Raw genomic sequence first — 17,919 nt, forward strand, 5'->3', positions numbered from 1 at the left:
TCTGCTCATCACATAAAGCAGTTTAACGTATAAACCTTAAAATATTAAACAAACTCATTTATGAGTATCATTAGACAATATAATCTGCTCATCACATAAAGCAGTTTAACGTATAAACCTTAAAATATTAAACAAACTCATTTATGAGTATCATTAGACATAAACATTACTTTTTATCTTATTCTGAAGAACACGAACAAGCTGAATGGACGGCTTATTATTTGACTGGCAGATCACAGCATCAGCACCATTATGAACGCCCCTATTTTAAGCAGGATCCTCTAGTAGATACTGAATCGGCTCACTGGAGAAATTATAGAGACACAGGCTATGACAAAGGACATCTGGTTCCAGCAGCTGATATGAAATTCTCTAGCGATGCTTATATAGAAACTTTTTACACCTCCAATGTTGCTCCTCAAAACAGGGACTTTAATGCAGGAATCTGGAACAGGCTCGAACAGAAAGTCAGATATTGGGCAGATAAATACACGGCACTTTTTATTGTAACAGGAAGCATTCTGCATGATAATCTGATTAGAATTGGAGAGGAAGAAGTTTCAGTCCCTGATTATTTTTTTAAAATCGTAGTCAGGGTTGAAAACAACGGATTGAATATGATTTCGTTTTTGATTCCCAATGCAAAATCAGACGCCCCTCTTTACAAATTTGCAACAACGATTGATCAGATTGAACAAATTACCGGAATTGATTTCAACCAGAAGCTAATGGAAAGAATCGAAGAAAAAATCCAGAAAGAACTAAGTTATAAAGAATGGAGCTTTAGCAAGGCTTCCCTTTAACCTCGAAGCTTTACGCTCATTGCGTTTTTACACTGTAATATAATTATCATTGTGAACCTTACGGTTAAATACTATATTTGCCATTCTTAAAAAAGCAATATGAGAATTGATATTATAACCGTATTACCTGAATTGTTACGAAGCCCTTTTGAAGCCTCGATTATGAAACGCGCCATAGACAAAGGGCTGGTAGAGGTTCATTTTCATAATTTAAGAGATTACACAGCCAATAAGCAGAAAAGTGTTGATGATTATCCTTTTGGCGGCGGTGCAGGAATGGTAATGACTGTTCAGCCTATAGATGCCTGCATTACTCATTTAAAAAGTGAAAGATCATACGACGAAATTATTTATATGTCTCCTGATGGTGAAACCTTAAACCAGAAAATGGCCAACAACATGTCGATGCATGAAAACATCATTATCTTGTGCGGACATTATAAAGGTGTCGATCAGCGTGTCCGCGACCATTTTATAACAAAGGAAATCTCAATAGGTGATTATGTTTTATCTGGCGGAGAATTAGGCGCTCTTGTATTATGTGATGCTTTAATACGATTAATTCCTGGGGTTTTAAGCGATGAAACATCAGCATTGACAGACAGCTTTCAGGACGGCCTGCTATCTGGTCCTATCTACACCCGGCCTGCTGATTATAAAGGATGGAAAGTTCCCGATGTACTGCTGAGCGGTCATTTTGCCAAAATTGACAAATGGAGAGAAGACAAGGCTTACGAACATACAAAAAACAGAAGACCCGATTTATTAAATGATTAATTTATGAGATTTTATACTTTAAAGTGAATAAAAACGTTCATTTTAAATAACTTTAAAGTATAAAATCATGAAAAAAATAATCAATAAAATATTTTTAGCTGTTCTCCTTTTAGGAACTTCCGCTTCTTTTGCACAAGGAATAAACAAAAGTTCCTTACTAAATGAACTCAACAAAACAAATGGAGTTACACTAAGTACAGATGAAAAAATGTACTTCGAAAAAGCAAACAGCCAATTAGTCTTGGAATTGTTTGGCATTGATGAAAAGAATTTATCTAAAGAAAACCGAAATAAAGAAATTGATAAATTATTTGACAAACGAGACAAAACATTGACTTCTTCATTAGGAATAAACAAATACAGCGACATTAAATCCAGAACTGATTTGAAAACTGCTGCAACTATTCAAAAAATAAAAGAAGCAAAAATGACTCCTTAACCCTTTAAATCAATTAATTATAAAAAAATTACAATTTATAATTCATAATTCATAATTTATAATTAATTTTGCACCCTCATTAGACCAACCTCTGGCGAAAACCGTGAATGTTGCTCTTTTAAAAAACCATAAAATAAAAATAAAATGGCAGATTTATTGAAATTCGTTCAAGACGAATTTGTTACTAGAAAAGATTTCCCAGATTTCGGAGCTGGAGACACAATCACAGTTTTCTACGAAATTAAAGAGGGTGAAAAAACAAGAACACAGTTTTTTAAAGGTGTTGTTATTCAAAGAAGAGGTTCAGGAAACACTGAAACTTTTACAATCCGTAAAATGTCTGGATCAGTTGGAGTTGAGCGTATCTTCCCAGTTAACTTGCCAGCATTGCAAAAAATTGAAATCAATAAGAAAGGTGCTGTACGTAGAGCGAGAATTTTCTACTTCAGAGAACTTACTGGTAAAAAAGCAAAAATTAAAGATAAAAGAAGATAGTCTACTAATTTCTTTACTCACAAAAAAGTCCCATTTCGATCTAAATCGAATTTGGGACTTTTTTTTTGATAATTTTCAGGGGTCAAAAATCATAATTTGAAAATCAAACAGCACTAAAAATAGCAAATTGAAAATATCACAGAATATGTTCTTAATATTATTTTTTTATATAAATTTTAAAACGCTATTACAACTTCATTTCATATCTTTGCCCGCCTTATCTAAATCGTTGTAATACTAGAAAGGCTGTTTATAAACTTATGATTTTAGATCAAAAAAAATAAAAAAAATGACACCAAAAGCCAAAATTTTTTACACACTGACAGACGAGGCACCTTTATTGGCAACCTACTCTTTTTTGCCAATTGTTCAAGCATTTACTGCTGCTTCAAATATTGAAATTGAAACAAGAGACATTTCACTTGCTGGAAGAATATTATCTAACTTTCCTGAGTTTTTAAAGGAAGAACAAAAAACAGCTGATGCTTTATCTGAACTTGGAAAACTAGCAACATTACCAGAAGCCAACATTATAAAACTGCCAAACGTTTCAGCATCGGTACCTCAATTGAAAGCTGCTATTGCCGAATTGCAATCACATGGATATGCAGTACCTGATTTCCCGGAAGATCCACAAAACGAGACCGAAAAGGAAATTAAAGCTAAATATTCTAAAGTATTAGGTTCTGCCGTAAATCCAGTTTTGCGTGAAGGAAACTCAGACCGCAGAGCACCAAGAGCTGTAAAGAATTTTGCAAAAGCAAATCCACACTCAATGGGAGCGTGGTCCAGTGACTCTAAAACAAAAGTTGCATCAATGTCTAATGGAGATTTTTATGGAAGTGAAAAATCAGTTACTGTTTCCGAAGCCAATGATGTAAAAATAGAATTTGTTGCAAAAGACGGAACAACAACAGTTTTAAAAGCAAGCACTCCTTTAAAAGCAGGAGAAATCATTGACAGCTCAGTATTAAACATTACTGCTTTGAAAAGCTTTGTTGCTGAAGCTATTGCTGAAGCTAAAAAAGAAAACGTATTGCTTTCGGTTCACTTAAAAGCTACGATGATGAAGGTTTCGGATCCAATCATTTTTGGCGCAATTGTAGAAGTGTATTTCAAAGATGTTTTCGAAAAATATGCCGCTTTATTTACTGACCTGGGAATTGATACAAAAAATGGCTTAGGTGACGTTTATGCCAAAATAGCAGGAAAACCTGAACAAGCAGAAGTTGAAGCTGCAATCAATAACGCTATAGAAAACGGACCAGCTTTGGCAATGGTAAATTCCGACAAAGGTATTACCAATCTGCACGTTCCATCAGATGTAATTGTAGATGCTTCTATGCCTGCAATGATCCGTACTTCGGGTCAAATGTGGAATAAAGACGGCAAAGCACAAGATACTATCGCTATTATTCCTGATAGATGTTATGCTGGAGTATACACTGCTACTATCGATTTTTGCAAAAAAAACGGTGCTTTTGACCCGACTACAATGGGAAGTGTTCCTAACGTAGGCTTGATGGCTCAAAAAGCTGAAGAATATGGTTCCCACGATAAAACTTTCCAAATGAAAGCTGATGGAACTGTTCGTGTTGTTGACCAGAATGGAACTGTTGTAATGGAACAGGCGGTTGAAGCCAATGATATTTTCAGAATGTGCCAGGCTAAGGATGCTCCAATCCAGGACTGGGTTAAACTAGCTGTAAACAGAGCCCGTTTATCTAATACTCCAGCAGTTTTCTGGTTAGACGAAAACAGAGCACATGATAGAGAATTAATTGTTAAAGTTGAAAAATATCTGAAAGATTATGACACATCATCTTTAGATATCCGCATCCTAAATCCAGTTGCGGCTACTGAATTTACTTTAGAAAGAATTATCAAAGGTTTAGACACCATCTCGGTAACTGGTAACGTTTTACGTGATTATTTAACTGACTTGTTCCCTATTCTTGAAGTTGGAACATCGGCAAAAATGCTATCTATCGTTCCATTAATGAATGGTGGCGGATTATTCGAAACCGGCGCCGGCGGATCAGCTCCAAAACACGTTGAGCAATTTATCGAAGAAGGATATTTACGCTGGGATTCATTAGGAGAATTCCTTGCTTTAGGTGCTTCATTAGAACATTTAGGACAAACATTAAACAATTCAAAAGCAATTGTTTTATCAGAAACTTTAGATGAAGCCAATGATAAATTCTTAGCAAACGATAAGTCACCAGCTCGTAAAGTTGGACAGATAGACAATAGAGGTTCTCACTTTTATCTGGCTTTTTATTGGGCACAAGCCTTGGCTGCTCAAACGAAAGATGCTGCATTAAAAGCAATCTTTACTCCTATTGCTGCTGAATTGGAAGCTAACGAAAGTCTTATTAACAGTGAATTAATTGGAGCACAAGGAAAAGCACAGAACATTGGAGGCTATTATCAGCCAAATCCAGAATTAGTAAGCAGTGCAATGCGTCCTAGCACTACTTTCAACAGTATTTTAGATAAAATTGCAACTTCGAAAACTGCATAATTTACTTTTTTTAGTTTATATATTTAAAGACAGCTCGAGAGGGCTGTCTTTTTTTATCTCTCTAATTTCAACAATAAAAAAATTAACATAAACATTTTTTATAAATAAGCGAACATTCATTTATATTTAATATTTTTGTCTTGTCCCAAAAAAAATAATATGCGTACCAGAGATACAAACAAAGAAGAAATAGTTAAGCAAAAAGCTATAGAAATGCTTGTAAAATCAGGCATAGAAGGATTTAGCATGAATCGATTAGCCAAGGAATCAGGTGTATCAGTAGCAACTTTATACATCTATTATGCAGATAAAGAAGATTTGATAAAAAAAATCGGGATTGACATTGGCCAGTCTTTCTTCAGTGAAATGATCCAGCATTTCTCCCCGGCAATGCCTTTTAAAGAGGGATTACGCAAACAATGGGAAAACAGATCGCGCTTCACTATAGACAATCCCTTGAGCGTGGCATGCTGGGAACTTTTAAGCCATTCGAGTTATCGTGAGAGCATTTTAGAAAAAAGCATTATTGATTTTAAAACAGTAATGAGCACTTTTTTAAATAATGCTATTGAGAAAAAAGAATTAGTCAGTATGCCCAAAGAAGTCTTCTGGAGTATTGCTTATGGCCCTTTATACACCTTGTTACGTTTTCATAATGAAGGAAAAAACATGGCAGGGACTCCTTTCAAACTGACAAAAGAAGCTACTGACGAAGCATTTGAACTAGTAATAAAAGCATTAACACCATAAAGCAGCAAACCATGGAAAACCTCACAGAAAATATACTGGTTTTTGCAACCAATATTAAAACAGAAAATGACAAGCTGAAAATAAGAAGCACTCTTGATGAACATTCCGAAATAGATGATTGGAACATCGATCAAGAGGATATTGATTGTGTTTTGAGAATTGTAAGCAAATCTTTAACCGAAGAACAAATTATTAAACTTATTGACAAACACGATTTTGAATGTGTTGCATTAGAATAAAAAACCAAAAATGAAAGAAAAAAATATTGCAGCGACACCGTTTACATCTTATCAGAAACTGGCCGTTTTTTTACTGGCTGTCACGCAGTTTACAGTAATCCTAGATTTCATGGTAATGTCGCCTCTTGGAGATATTCTCATGAAATCTCTAAGCTTAAAACCAGCTCATTTTGGGTTGGTAGTTTCAGCTTATGCCTTTAGCGCAGGAATTTCTGGGCTTCTAACGGCCGGTTTTGCAGATAAATTTGACCGGAAAAAACTATTGCTGTTTTTTTATATTGGGTTTATTGCAGGAACCATTTTATGCGGAATAGTGACAAATTATCCATTATTAGTTGCAGCGCGAATTATTACTGGCCTCTTTGGCGGAGTCATTGGCTCTATCTCCATGGCAATAGTGGCTGATTTATTCAGCATTCAGCAACGCGGGCGAGTGATGGGTTTTATCCAGATGGGATTTGGTGCCAGCCAGATTTTAGGAATTCCAATTGGCTTATACCTCGCGAACGCCTGGGGCTGGCACGCACCATTTATCTGGGTGGCGGGAATGGCAGGAATTATTGCTTTAATCATAGCCGTTAAACTAAAACCTATAACAAAGCATTTAGAAATACAATCAGACAAAACCGCTTTTAAGCATCTGATACATACCATTGCAAAAAAAGATTACCGAGTAGGTTTTACAGCCACAGCATTGCTCTCAATCGGCGGATTCATGATGATGCCTTTCGGGAGTGCTTTTGCAATAAACAACCTGCATATTACCGAAAATGAACTGCCAATGATATTTATGATTGCTGGGATTGTTACCTTAGTCGTCATGCCATTAATCGGAAAATTAAGCGATAGAATAGATAAATACAAAACATTCGCATTCGGTTCTATATGGACCATTGTAATCATAGCAATTTACACCAACCTGAGCATTACTCCTTTTGCAATAGTAGCAATTTTTAATGTACTGATGATGGTAGGAATTATGGGACGTATGGTACCCTCGACAGCACTGGTTACAGCAATACCTGATATGCAGGACAGAGGAGCATTTATGAGCATTAATTCATCGCTTCAGCAGATAGCTGGTGGTATTGCTGCGGCTTTTGCAGGTACAATTGTTGTTCAGAAAGACAAATTAAGTCCTTTGGAACATTACGATACCTTAGGACTCATTATTATTTTTATTTCAATTATATCTATACTGCTTATGTACAGAGTGGATAAACTTGGAAAAAAAAGAGCAAAGGAAAAAAAAGAGGATTTTTTTACAGTTAACGAAATATAACCGCCGTAATACTATTCTGCTGATTAAACCATTTGCCAAAATAACTATCCAACAGCAAACCAAATAAAACCGAAATGCATGAAAATTTCTTTACCCTTGATTTTGATGTTAACTGTACTTATCACATCATCCTGTTCTAAAAATGATGAAACACCAGCTGCACCAGTTAATATTGATGATGATTTAGCTGGACCGATTTCTAGACCTAAAAACGGATATGGATCCGATGGAACTTACACTGTTGCCAAAATATCATTCCCGAGCCCAATGTATAGCGGAAAAAATGTAGAAATATTCTATCCTAAAGGGATCACCTCGCCAAGACCAACTATCTTTTATTCCCATCCTTTTGGAGGAGAGGAAAGCAGCTATAACATTGGTCTATATGAATTCATTGCAAAAAAAGGGTATGTTGTAGTTTTTGCACCCTACCCGACAACCGGTGTCACTGTAGATGAAAGATACATCACTTTATGGGAAAGTTTTAAAAAAGCAGTAACCAATTACCCCAATATCATTGATACTTCCAAAGTGGGTTTCATGGGTCATTCCTTCGGTGGCGGCGCTTCTTTCACATTGGCTCACAAAGCATTTATTGACGAGGGCTGGGGACAAAACGGACGTTTCATTTTCACAATGGCACAATGGTATGCACATCAAATCACTCAGGAAGACCTGCAGGATTTTCCCGCCAATACTAAACTTATCACCCAAGTCTATGATGACGACGTAACCAATGACCATAGACTGGCAATTGATATTTTCAAAAACATTGCTATTCCTGATTCGGAAAAAGATTTTATTTTAATCAAAAAAAGTGTTTTACCAGCCTATACCTATACAGCCGAACATAACTTACCCAATACACAATCTGCCTATGATGCATACGATTATTATGGCATCTACAGACTATTGGATGCTTTGATTGATTATAGTTTTAATGGAAGTGCAGCTGGCAAAAAAACAGCATTAGGAAATGGTTCGGCAGAACAGATTACAATGCCAAGCTACAATGGACAAGCTTTATCATCACTTGAAGTAACTGATAATCCAGCTCCTCTTTATCCTCAAAGCAAATATTTATTTCCATGCAATAACGCAAACAACCCAAGAATTGCAAATTGTAAATAAACTCAAAGAAGCATTATCTTACTGCTAATCTGAACTCGATTATTAATTGTCATTAAAACATTTCGCTCCATGGAGCAAAATAAATTATTAATCGTGTTCAAGTTACTAGTCATTTGGCTGAAACAAAAATTTCACCAAATGACTTTTATTGTTTCCCAAAAGTTCTATTAAAGCGTTATTAACGATAGATTAACATATTAAATGTACGAATTGAACCTCAAATTAATGACATTTGCAAATCAAAACTAAAAAAATGATTTTTAAGAAATTTATTTACACTTCTTTATTACTCCTCATTTCCTTTTCCGTTTTTTCGCAAGAAAAGAACAATGGCGATGCTAGTAAACAGAAATTTACTCTCAGCGGAACAATAACAGATTCCAACAATAATGAAACCCTGATTGGTGTAAATGTTTTAGTTCCTGAATTAAAGGCGGGAGTTATAACAAATGAATACGGCTTTTATTCCATAACACTTCCTGCGGGCAATTATAAAATCCAGATTACATCTATAGGATTTGGAACTATTGAGGAAACTGTTGAATTAAAGCAAAACTCAAAAAAGAATTTCAAGCTGACCGGCAACGAAAATGTGTTGCAGGAAGTAGTTATTAATTCCGAAAAAACAACGGCAAACATCCGGAAACCCGAAATGAGTGTCAATAAACTATCTATTTCGGCTATCAAAAAAATGCCTGTTGTCATGGGAGAAGTAGATGTTATTAAATCCATTTTATTCCTCCCTGGTGTTACCAATGCTGGTGAAGGACAGTCAGGATTTAACGTTCGAGGCGGTGGTGCAGACCAGAATTTAATCCTTTTGGATGAAGCCATGATATTTAACTCGTCTCACGTATTTGGTTTTTTCTCAGTATTTAACCCCGATGCTATCAAGGATTTGAAGTTATACAAAGGCGGAATCCCATCCAAATATGGAGGAAGAGCTTCCTCTGTTTTGGATATTTACCAAAAAGACGGTAACAGCAAAGAATTTCACATGAATGGCGGAATCGGTTTGATTACCAGCCGGATTCTTGCCGAAGGTCCTATTGTAAAAGACAAAGGCTCCTTCCTGATTGGAGGCAGAGCATCATATGCACATTTATTTTTAAGATTAGCAGATAATGATAACACAGCTTACTTTTATGATTTAAACACAAAGCTGAATTACAAACTCAACGCTAATAATAACTTATACCTTTCGGGTTATTTTGGACGTGATATCTTTTCTCTTAACGAAACTTTTGCTAATACCTACGGCAACGCAACATTGAATTTGAGATGGAATCACTTGTTCAGCGATAAATTATTCTCTAACCTATCGTTCATTTATAGTGATTATTATTACGGATTAACACTTGATTTTCTAGGATTCGACTGGAATTCTGGTATAAAAAATTATAATTTAAAATACGACTTCAAGCATTATATATCTAATAATATAAAATTAAATTACGGTTTCAATTCTATCTATTATGATTTCAATCCTGGTACAATTGACCCAAGCGGCAGCAAGTCCAGCGTTAATTTTAAACAGTTAGAAAAAAAATATGCTTTAGAAAACGGTATCTATCTGGAAGCAGAACAAATCCTGACCAATAAATTGGCAATCAATTATGGAATCCGTTACAGCATTTTCAACCGATTGGGAAGCTCAACCATCAATCAATACGAAAATGATCAGCCCGTAGCTTACGATTCGGATTTAAAGATTTATGAAAAAGCAAAGCCAATTGGAAGCACTTTTTACAAAAAAAACAAGAGTATTGCCAGTTTCGACAACTTTGAACCACGTGTTTCTGCAGCTTATGAGTTAAATGAAAACCAATCGATCAAAGCCAGCTACAACCGCATGGTGCAATACCTGCAATTGGTTTCTAATACCGCCTCTCCTACTCCATTAGATGTTTGGACGCCAAGTGACCAATACATAAAACCACAAATTGCGGATCAGGTAGGGATTGGGTATTTCAACAATTTCAAAGACAATGAATACACCCTGGAGCTGGAAACTTTTTACAAAAAAATTAAAAACCGCATGGATTACATTGATGGTGCCGACTTAATTGCCAATGAAGCCATAGAGCAGGTAATACTTAACGGCGAAATGCGTTCGTATGGACTGGAAATACTGTTGCGGAAAAACACTGGGAAATTCAACGGATGGATTTCATACACCTTATCCAAATCACAGCAGCGAACTCCTGGAAGAACTCCTGACGAAATAGGAATCAATAATGGAGAATGGTACCGTTCTGCCTACGATAAATTACACAACTTAGCTTTTACAGGAAATTATACCTTAAGTGAAAAATGGAATTTCGGAGCGAATTTTACTTTCCAATCAGGACAGCCGGTAACCTATCCAAATAGTCAATATGTTTACCAAGGCATCACAGTTCCTAATTATGGTGAACGAAATGGCAACAGCCTGCCTTTATACCATCATTTAGACGTTTCGGCAACTTACACTCCAAAACCATACAAAAAGAAAGGCTGGCAAGGCGAATGGGTTTTCAGTATTTATAACCTATACAACCGCCGAAATGCTGCTTCCATGAGTTTTAGAGAAAATGCAGATACAGGAGCAAACGAGGCTGTACGGCTTTCTATTTTTGGTGCTATTCCATCTGTTTCTTATAATTTTAAATTTTAACATAATGAAATACATAAAACTTTACATAACATTAGTAATTATCTCATTATCAATTTCAAGCTGCGAAGATGTAGTTGATGTCGATCTGGACACGGCTCCACCAAAACTAGTAATAGATGCATCTATTAAATGGGAAAAAGGAACCACTGGAGAAGTTCAGAAAATTAATTTAACCACCACCACCGATTTTTATTCCAGCAGTGTTCCTCCAGCAACTGGAGCTGCAGTGACTGTTACCAACACATCATTAAGCACTCCTGTCACTTTTCAATTTGTTGAAAATGGACAAACAGGAGAATATGTATGCAGCAATTTCAATCCTATCATCAACAATGAATACTCGCTTACGATAATCTACAAAGGTGTAACTTATACTTCAAAATCAAAACTCATGCCTACACCCATTATTGCATCAACAGAGCAAAGCGTGAAACCCGGAATTGAAGGCAAGGATGTATATGAAATTAAGTTTTATTGGCAAGACAATGGTGACGAAGACAATTTTTATCTGGTAGGAGCCAAAAACACCAATATAGTCTACCCGGAATACGGTGTGCTTTCGGACGAGTTCTATCAGGGTAATTCGATGTTTGCTTTTTATCGTGACGATGAACTTGAAAAAGGTGACAAAATACAATTCAGCTTGCAGGGAATTACCGAGCAGTATAATAATTACATGAACAAATTGCTCAATATTGCTGGCACCGATGGAGGAAACCCTTTTGCAACACCGCCGGCAACCGTGCGTGGGAATATCGTAAATCAAACCAATCCTGATGATTATCCTCTTGGCTTTTTTCATCTTTCTGAGATAGATTCAGATAGTTATACCATTCAGTAGCTAAACAGAAAAATTACGAATTACCGGTTATGAATTACGAATCAAGAAATACTATCTTTGTCAACTAATTTATAATTGGCAATTTTATAATTGACAATTCGTAATTCGTAATTGATTATGTCTTCACACCACATTGTTCGCGACGACCAGGAACCCGCTTTAATCATTGCAAACGGTGCTGCCTGCAATCCTGAATTGCTCGGACAGCTGCTGGAATGGTCGCCGTTGGTAATTGTTCTGGACTCGGCAATGGAACGTGTATTGGAATTAGGTATCAAAGTGGATGTGTTATTAGGTGATTTTGACCGCGGATTTGACCCTGAAATATACAAAACCACACAATATCCAATAGAAATTGTACACACGCCAGATCAGGAAAAAACCGATCTGGAAAAAGCATTTGATTACCTCATAGCAAGACAAATTCCTGCAGTAAATGTTGTTTGGGCAACCGGAAAACGTGCAGATCACACTATTACGAATCTTACCAATATTGTTCGCTACCGAAACCTGATTAAAATCGTAATACTGGACGATCATTCCAAAATATTTCTGCTTCCAGATAAATTCGAAAAATGGTACACCGCAGGAACACCAATTTCATTAATTCCAATAGGAGTTGTCAACGGAATAAGTTCTGTAAATTTAGTATATCCATTAAAAAATGACACATTAACTATAGGCTATCGAACCGGAAGCAGCAATTCGGTTGCTCAGGATGGACTGGTAACCATATCACATACCAATGGCGATTTATTGCTTATGGAATGTATGGATTAATGATTTTAGAAAACAACCAATGATTATTAAAAAGAAATCCCGAAACATCAGTTAGACTGTGTGTTTCGGGATTTTTTAGTTTTATACTGCTGCTACAGCTATTTCAGCAGGCAGCGGAATCTGATTTTGAAGCAGGTCTTCGAATTTTTCATGAGCACGGATTAAATATCCTTGTCCATTCATCCATAAAACTTCTGCTGGTTTGTATCTTGAATTGTAATTAGAAGACATTGAGAAGCAGTAAGCTCCTGCATTGCGGAAAGATAGAATATCACCTTCTTTAATTTCGGCAATTCTTCTGTTAGTTGCAAAAGTATCCGTTTCACAAATGTATCCTACAACTGAATAAAAACGCTCTTTTCCTTTTGGATTGGATATGTTTTCGATAAAATGCTGTGACCCGTAAAACATTGGTCGGATTAAGTGGTTGAAACCACTGTCAATTCCAGCAAAAACTGTTGAAGTAGTTTGTTTTACTACGTTTACTTTTGCTAAAAAGAATCCAGCCTCACTTACTAAAAATTTACCAGGCTCAAATATCAAAGTCAGATCTTTACCATATTCTGCGCAGAAAGCGTTGAATCTTTTTGATAACTTTTTACCTAATTCATCAATATCTGTTGCGATATCATCTTTTTTGTAAGGAACTTTAAATCCGCTTCCGAAGTCTAAAAACTCTAAGTTTTTGAAGTTTTTGGCAGCGTCAAATAAAATTTCGGCAGCATATAAAAATACTTCAATATCCAGAATGTCTGATCCTGTATGCATGTGAATACCTGCGATATTCATATTGGTGTTTTCCACGATACGAACCAAATGTGGTAACTGATGTACAGAAATACCAAATTTGCTGTCAATGTGGCCTACAGAAATATTAGCATTACCGCCAGCCATTACGTGCGGATTGATACGTATACAAACTGGAACATGCGGGTGTTTTGCACCAAATTGTTCCAATATAGATAAGTTGTCGATATTAACCTGTACGCCTAATGCGTGTACTTCTTCGATTTCCTCCAAAGAAACACCGTTTGGAGTATAAAATATTTTTTCTGGAGCATAACCAGCATGTAAGCCTAACAAAACTTCTTGAATAGAAACGGTATCTAGTCCAGATCCCATATCTCTCAATAACTGTAATATGGCAACATTGGATAATGCTTTCATTGCATAGTTGATGCGTAAATTAGGTACTTTTGAAAAAGCCTTCGTTAATCGATTATACTGGGATTGTATTTTTTCGGCATCATACACATAAAGTGGACTTCCAAATTGTTCTGCTAAGTGTAGTAAATCGTTTGCTTGCATCTTTAATTATTATTTTTTTACAAATTTATTATTCTTTAATATCACGACCAAATTAATTGACATTATTTAACAAAATATAACAAATTGTTTTGTTTTGAACAAAAAATCATTATTTATGTGTTTTTTTAACCTGATAGAATGTAATATAAAGTCTAAATTTTTAACAAAAAAAAACGAGTTTTATGTTTTATACTCCCGTTACTCCGTTAACAAATGTATCTACAAAACTTATAATTTTACTTAAAATTCGGTCTCCAGTTTTTTTACGAAGTAAAATGGAGGGCTTTTCACCTTCAATTAATTCTAGAATTTCATCTCTCAATGGTTCTCTTTCGGCAAAAAGATAATTTTCTAGTAATTTCTCTGTTTTGGATTCTGAAAGATTTTCTTCATCGATTAATGATTTGAAAGCTTTAATCTGCTCTTCATTCCAAAATTTTTCAAACTCATCCGGAATGTTATCATTATCATCTATTAGTGGCAAGTTTTCCTGAATAAATTTATCAATTAATTCACGTTTACTCCTTAAGGAAACTTGACTGTTTAATAAATTTGCAACTTCTTTTTCAATATTCTCCTTGTCTTTGGAATTGTTTTTAGATTTCAATTTTATCAATAATTGAATGATATAAGTTACATTGATAGTGTCTTTTTGTATCAGTTCCAATTCAAAATCGATATCATTTAGTATTGATGTTTTTTCTTTATCAGGCTGAATAGCTATTTGTTGTTTTAAATCTTGGTATTTACCACTATAATCCGCAAAAAGCTGTTCATCAATTTTTAAATCATCCCAAGTGAATTCTGTAAAATGACTCATTTTTTTATACAAACGCATCAGATTTCTAAAAGCCAGTATAAATTTCATTTTATCTTCTTCTGTATATAAATCATCTACAGATCGTATTTGTGGAACTAATTCCAGCATTTTTCCTGAAGCTTCATTGAATTTCGCTACATATTGTTCATAAGGCTCTACAATAATTTCGTCAATTGCCTCTTTGTTGCTAAAGAGTGTTATTGCTTCATCAGTTTTATCCTTTAAATTTCGAAAACAAACAATATTTCCTTGAGTTTTATTTTTGTCGTAAGTACGATTGGTACGGCTGAATGCTTGTATCAAACCGTGGTATTGCAGATTTTTATCGACATACAAAGTGTTAACAAATTTGCTGTCAAAACCTGTCAGAAACATATTGGCAACCAATAATATATCGGCTTCCTTTTGTTTTGCTTTTTTGGCTACATCATTATAATAATTATAAAAACTCTGACTGTCTTTTGTGCTATGAGCTGTATCAAAAGTCGTATTGAAGTCAGCTATATAATTATCCAATAATTCACGACGGTGTGGTTTTGGATTATTTCCATATTGAGTTTGTGGTTCGGCAACCATACCTAATTGAAATTCTTCAGTATTGTATTCCATTTCCTCTTCGTTTTGAGCAAAACTAAAAATGGTAATTACCTTTAAATCGTGTTCGCCATACTGCTTTTTTGTTTTAAAAATTTCGTAATACTGAATCACGGCATCAATATCCTGTACGCACATCATTGCACAAAATTTTCCATTTTGTGTCTTTTGGTCATGATATTGTAGAATATAATCAACAATGGCATTTTTGCGTTCGGGTGCTTCAAAGACTTCGGCTTCGTTAATTTGTTCGACTTTTAAATCTACAATATGATCTTTTTGTTTGAAGGTTTTGATGTATTCTACCGAAAAGCGCAATACATTTTCATCCCTGATGGCATCGGTAATGACATATTTGTGCAAACATTTGCCAAACAAACTCGTGGTTGTTTTTTCGCCATTAGCATTTTCTGCTAAAATTGGCGTTCCGGTAAATCCAAAAAGCTGGATGTTGGTAAAATAACTGACTATATTTTTATGTGTTTCTCCAAATTGCGAGCGATGGCATTCATCAAAAATAAAAACCATTCGTTGATCTTGAATGTTTTTCATTTTATAAAAGTTTCTGCCCGAAATCGCATTGTTCAATTTCTGAATCGTAGTTACGATAACTTTTACATTCGGGTCATTAAATTTTCGAATCAAATCATCTGTGTTTTCTGCCGAACTCACACAGCCTTTGCTGAATTTATCATATTCCTGATTTGTCTGATAATCCAAATCTTTTCTATCTACTACAAAAACTACTTTTTGAATTCCTTTAATAGTTGATAAAATCTGACTGGCTTTAAAACTGGTTAGTGTTTTTCCAGAGCCTGTAGTATGCCAGATATAACCGTTTTTTTCGATGTCATAACCGTTCAAAATAGTGTTTTCGGTTACTTTTTTGATGATGTTTTCTACGGCAAAATATTGATACGGACGCAATACCATTAATTTCTTTTCGGTTTCGTTCAGTACTATATACTTGCATATCATTTTACTGATATGGCAAGGTTCCAGAAAGGTATCGGCAAATTCGTTTAAGAGATTGTTCAGCGGTTTGTTGTTTTCGTCTGTCCAATGAAAAGTTTGTAAATATTGCTGTTCGTATGATCCAAAATTGCTAAAATATTTTGTGTTCACACCGTTGCTGATAATGAATAACTGCACAAAATGAAACAGCCCTTTACCTGCGCCAAAACTATGTTTTTGATAACGATTGATTTGGTTAAAAGCTTCTTTCATCTCCAAACCCCGCCGTTTGAGTTCTATTTGTACCAAAGGCAAACCGTTGATAAGCAAAGTTACATCATAACGATTTTCGTAAGTTCCTTTTATCGTTATTTGCTGTGTTACCTGAAATTGATTTTGACACCAATGCTCATTTTGGATAAACTCAAAATAAAGATTGTCGCCATTATCCCGTACGATATGTTGTTTTTCACGCAAAGTTTTAGCTTTCTCAAATACTGAACATTGAGGGCTTTAGATATCTTATTTTGATTTTCCATTACTTTAGTTTTTTTACATTAGGGTTTTGAATAAGCGATTTCAGTTGTGTAATGGCAATTTGGTTTAGTTTTGTTAATCGCTCATTTTGTGGTAATTCCATTCGTATAAATTCTGCATTCATACTTTCTATATTGGCTAATACCAGCAATTGTTCAATTGAGGCATAGTCTCTTATATTTCCGTCAAGTTCCGTGTTTTCGTCTCGCCATTGCTTTGCTGTTTTTCCAAATAATGCTACGTTTAAAGCATCGGCTTCATTGGTATATATAAAATTGGCTTGTTCTTTTGTGATGCTTGCTGGTATGATATGTTCTTTAACAGCATCGGTGTGTATGCGATAGTTTATTTTGGAAAGCGTTCTGTGAAGATTCCATGTTAATTTTAGACGATCGTTTTCTTCTTCTTTTAAACGTTGGTATTCTTTTATTAGGTATAATTTAAAAGTCACACTAATAGCAGATCCAAATTCAAAAGCGATATCCTTATGGGCATAAGTACCACCATATTTTCCTTTTTTTACAGTGATGCCAATCGCATTGGTTTTTTCTATCCATTCAGAAGCACTCAATACAAAACTTGGTAAACCTGCCTGTGTTTTAAAGTGGTCAAATTCGACCACTTTAAAATTGGGGTTGTTTATTAATTCCCAAGTACCTAAAAATTCAATTGTATATCTATTTCTTAACCAGTTTTTTATAATATCAGCAGCTCTACTTTCGCTTTCTTTTCCATTAGCCATATCTGTCAAACAAATGAAGTCTTCATTTATAAAAGAGGTTAAATTTATCGGAATGTTTTGAACTATTAAAACTTGCTTTTTCATACTTATTATCTTTATAGGAAACCATTAATCTTTACGATTATCATAGTTCTTGTTTTTTTTAAAGATTTCGAATTCGAAATCTTCAATTATGGCGAATTCGCCATAATTAAAATCGGGATTATAAATACTTTCCCAAATGCCTAAAAACTCAACGGTGTTT

General features: G+C 35.0%; 15 protein-coding genes. 12 read left to right on the forward strand and 3 right to left on the reverse strand.

The window, feature by feature from the left end:
- The first annotated feature begins 143 nt into the window (after window positions 1-143).
- From ABEG11_RS16600 to ABEG11_RS16655, 12 genes are all read left to right on the forward strand, one after another.
- Window positions 144-803: a DNA/RNA non-specific endonuclease gene (locus ABEG11_RS16600; RefSeq protein WP_348825302.1), complete on the forward strand. Its 660-nt coding sequence runs from the start codon at window positions 144-146 to the stop codon at window positions 801-803.
- Window positions 804-902: 99 nt separating this feature from the next.
- Window positions 903-1,580, forward strand: a complete 678-nt coding sequence (trmD, locus tag ABEG11_RS16605; protein ID WP_348825303.1) for a tRNA (guanosine(37)-N1)-methyltransferase TrmD — start codon at window positions 903-905, stop codon at window positions 1,578-1,580.
- 67 nt (window positions 1,581-1,647) lie between these two features.
- Window positions 1,648-2,019: a hypothetical protein gene (locus ABEG11_RS16610; protein WP_348825304.1), complete on the forward strand. Its 372-nt coding sequence runs from the start codon at window positions 1,648-1,650 to the stop codon at window positions 2,017-2,019.
- Between the two features lie 144 nt (window positions 2,020-2,163).
- Window positions 2,164-2,514 (forward strand): 50S ribosomal protein L19, encoded by a 351-nt coding sequence (gene rplS, locus ABEG11_RS16615; RefSeq protein ID WP_348825305.1) that lies wholly within the window; start codon window positions 2,164-2,166, stop codon window positions 2,512-2,514.
- A 289-nt stretch (window positions 2,515-2,803) separates the two neighbouring features.
- Window positions 2,804-5,041 (forward strand): NADP-dependent isocitrate dehydrogenase, encoded by a 2,238-nt coding sequence (locus ABEG11_RS16620; protein WP_348825306.1) that lies wholly within the window; start codon window positions 2,804-2,806, stop codon window positions 5,039-5,041.
- Between the two features lie 159 nt (window positions 5,042-5,200).
- The gene (locus ABEG11_RS16625; RefSeq protein ID WP_348825307.1) at window positions 5,201-5,791 is read left to right on the forward strand and encodes a TetR/AcrR family transcriptional regulator; all 591 of its coding nucleotides are present in this window, start codon (window positions 5,201-5,203) and stop codon (window positions 5,789-5,791) included.
- Between the two features lie 11 nt (window positions 5,792-5,802).
- A complete protein-coding gene (locus tag ABEG11_RS16630) occupies window positions 5,803-6,030 on the forward strand; it encodes a hypothetical protein (RefSeq protein WP_348825308.1) in 228 nt (75 codons plus the stop codon).
- Between the two features lie 10 nt (window positions 6,031-6,040).
- Complete coding sequence (locus tag ABEG11_RS16635) at window positions 6,041-7,312, forward strand: MFS transporter (protein ID WP_348825309.1); 1,272 nt, start codon at window positions 6,041-6,043, stop codon at window positions 7,310-7,312.
- 78 nt (window positions 7,313-7,390) lie between these two features.
- The gene (locus ABEG11_RS16640) at window positions 7,391-8,443 is read left to right on the forward strand and encodes an alpha/beta hydrolase (protein ID WP_348825310.1); all 1,053 of its coding nucleotides are present in this window, start codon (window positions 7,391-7,393) and stop codon (window positions 8,441-8,443) included.
- A gap of 253 nt (window positions 8,444-8,696) precedes the next feature.
- Window positions 8,697-11,099, forward strand: a complete 2,403-nt coding sequence (locus ABEG11_RS16645; protein WP_348825311.1) for a TonB-dependent receptor — start codon at window positions 8,697-8,699, stop codon at window positions 11,097-11,099.
- Between the two features lie 4 nt (window positions 11,100-11,103).
- A complete protein-coding gene (locus tag ABEG11_RS16650; RefSeq protein ID WP_348825312.1) occupies window positions 11,104-11,940 on the forward strand; it encodes a DUF4249 family protein in 837 nt (278 codons plus the stop codon).
- Window positions 11,941-12,057: 117 nt separating this feature from the next.
- Entirely contained in the window at window positions 12,058-12,720 is a 663-nt protein-coding gene (locus ABEG11_RS16655) for a thiamine diphosphokinase (protein WP_348825313.1), read from the forward strand.
- Between the two features lie 81 nt (window positions 12,721-12,801).
- Here the strand turns inward: ABEG11_RS16655 and lysA are convergent, their stop codons facing one another.
- From lysA to ABEG11_RS16670, 3 genes are all read right to left on the reverse strand, one after another.
- Complete coding sequence (gene lysA / locus ABEG11_RS16660; RefSeq protein ID WP_281635733.1) at window positions 12,802-14,028, reverse strand: diaminopimelate decarboxylase; 1,227 nt, start codon at window positions 14,026-14,028, stop codon at window positions 12,802-12,804.
- 187 nt (window positions 14,029-14,215) lie between these two features.
- The gene (locus ABEG11_RS16665; RefSeq protein ID WP_348825314.1) at window positions 14,216-16,873 is read right to left on the reverse strand and encodes a type I restriction endonuclease subunit R; all 2,658 of its coding nucleotides are present in this window, start codon (window positions 16,871-16,873) and stop codon (window positions 14,216-14,218) included.
- A gap of 61 nt (window positions 16,874-16,934) precedes the next feature.
- A complete protein-coding gene (locus tag ABEG11_RS16670) occupies window positions 16,935-17,759 on the reverse strand; it encodes a KilA-N domain-containing protein (RefSeq protein WP_348825315.1) in 825 nt (274 codons plus the stop codon).
- Between the last annotated feature and the right edge of the window lie 160 nt (window positions 17,760-17,919).

It is taken from the genome of Flavobacterium aestuarii, from assembly GCF_040049115.1.
GTDB classification, from domain to species: Bacteria; Bacteroidota; Bacteroidia; order Flavobacteriales; family Flavobacteriaceae; genus Flavobacterium; species Flavobacterium aestuarii.

Excerpts from the sequence above, each read along its gene's own strand:
- ABEG11_RS16600 (WP_348825302.1), top strand. The coding sequence starts at position 144 with ATGAGTATCATTAGACATAAACATTACTTTTTATCTTATTCTGAAGAA.
- trmD (WP_348825303.1), top strand. The coding sequence starts at position 903 with ATGAGAATTGATATTATAACCGTATTACCTGAATTGTTACGAAGCCCT.
- ABEG11_RS16610 (WP_348825304.1), top strand. The coding sequence starts at position 1,648 with ATGAAAAAAATAATCAATAAAATATTTTTAGCTGTTCTCCTTTTAGGA.
- rplS (WP_348825305.1), top strand. The coding sequence starts at position 2,164 with ATGGCAGATTTATTGAAATTCGTTCAAGACGAATTTGTTACTAGAAAA.
- ABEG11_RS16620 (WP_348825306.1), top strand. The coding sequence starts at position 2,804 with ATGACACCAAAAGCCAAAATTTTTTACACACTGACAGACGAGGCACCT.
- ABEG11_RS16625 (WP_348825307.1), top strand. The coding sequence starts at position 5,201 with ATGCGTACCAGAGATACAAACAAAGAAGAAATAGTTAAGCAAAAAGCT.
- ABEG11_RS16630 (WP_348825308.1), top strand. The coding sequence starts at position 5,803 with ATGGAAAACCTCACAGAAAATATACTGGTTTTTGCAACCAATATTAAA.
- ABEG11_RS16635 (WP_348825309.1), top strand. The coding sequence starts at position 6,041 with ATGAAAGAAAAAAATATTGCAGCGACACCGTTTACATCTTATCAGAAA.
- ABEG11_RS16640 (WP_348825310.1), top strand. The coding sequence starts at position 7,391 with ATGAAAATTTCTTTACCCTTGATTTTGATGTTAACTGTACTTATCACA.
- ABEG11_RS16645 (WP_348825311.1), top strand. The coding sequence starts at position 8,697 with ATGATTTTTAAGAAATTTATTTACACTTCTTTATTACTCCTCATTTCC.
- ABEG11_RS16650 (WP_348825312.1), top strand. The coding sequence starts at position 11,104 with ATGAAATACATAAAACTTTACATAACATTAGTAATTATCTCATTATCA.
- ABEG11_RS16655 (WP_348825313.1), top strand. The coding sequence starts at position 12,058 with ATGTCTTCACACCACATTGTTCGCGACGACCAGGAACCCGCTTTAATC.
- lysA (WP_281635733.1), bottom strand. The coding sequence starts at position 14,028 with ATGCAAGCAAACGATTTACTACACTTAGCAGAACAATTTGGAAGTCCA.
- ABEG11_RS16670 (WP_348825315.1), bottom strand. The coding sequence starts at position 17,759 with ATGAAAAAGCAAGTTTTAATAGTTCAAAACATTCCGATAAATTTAACC.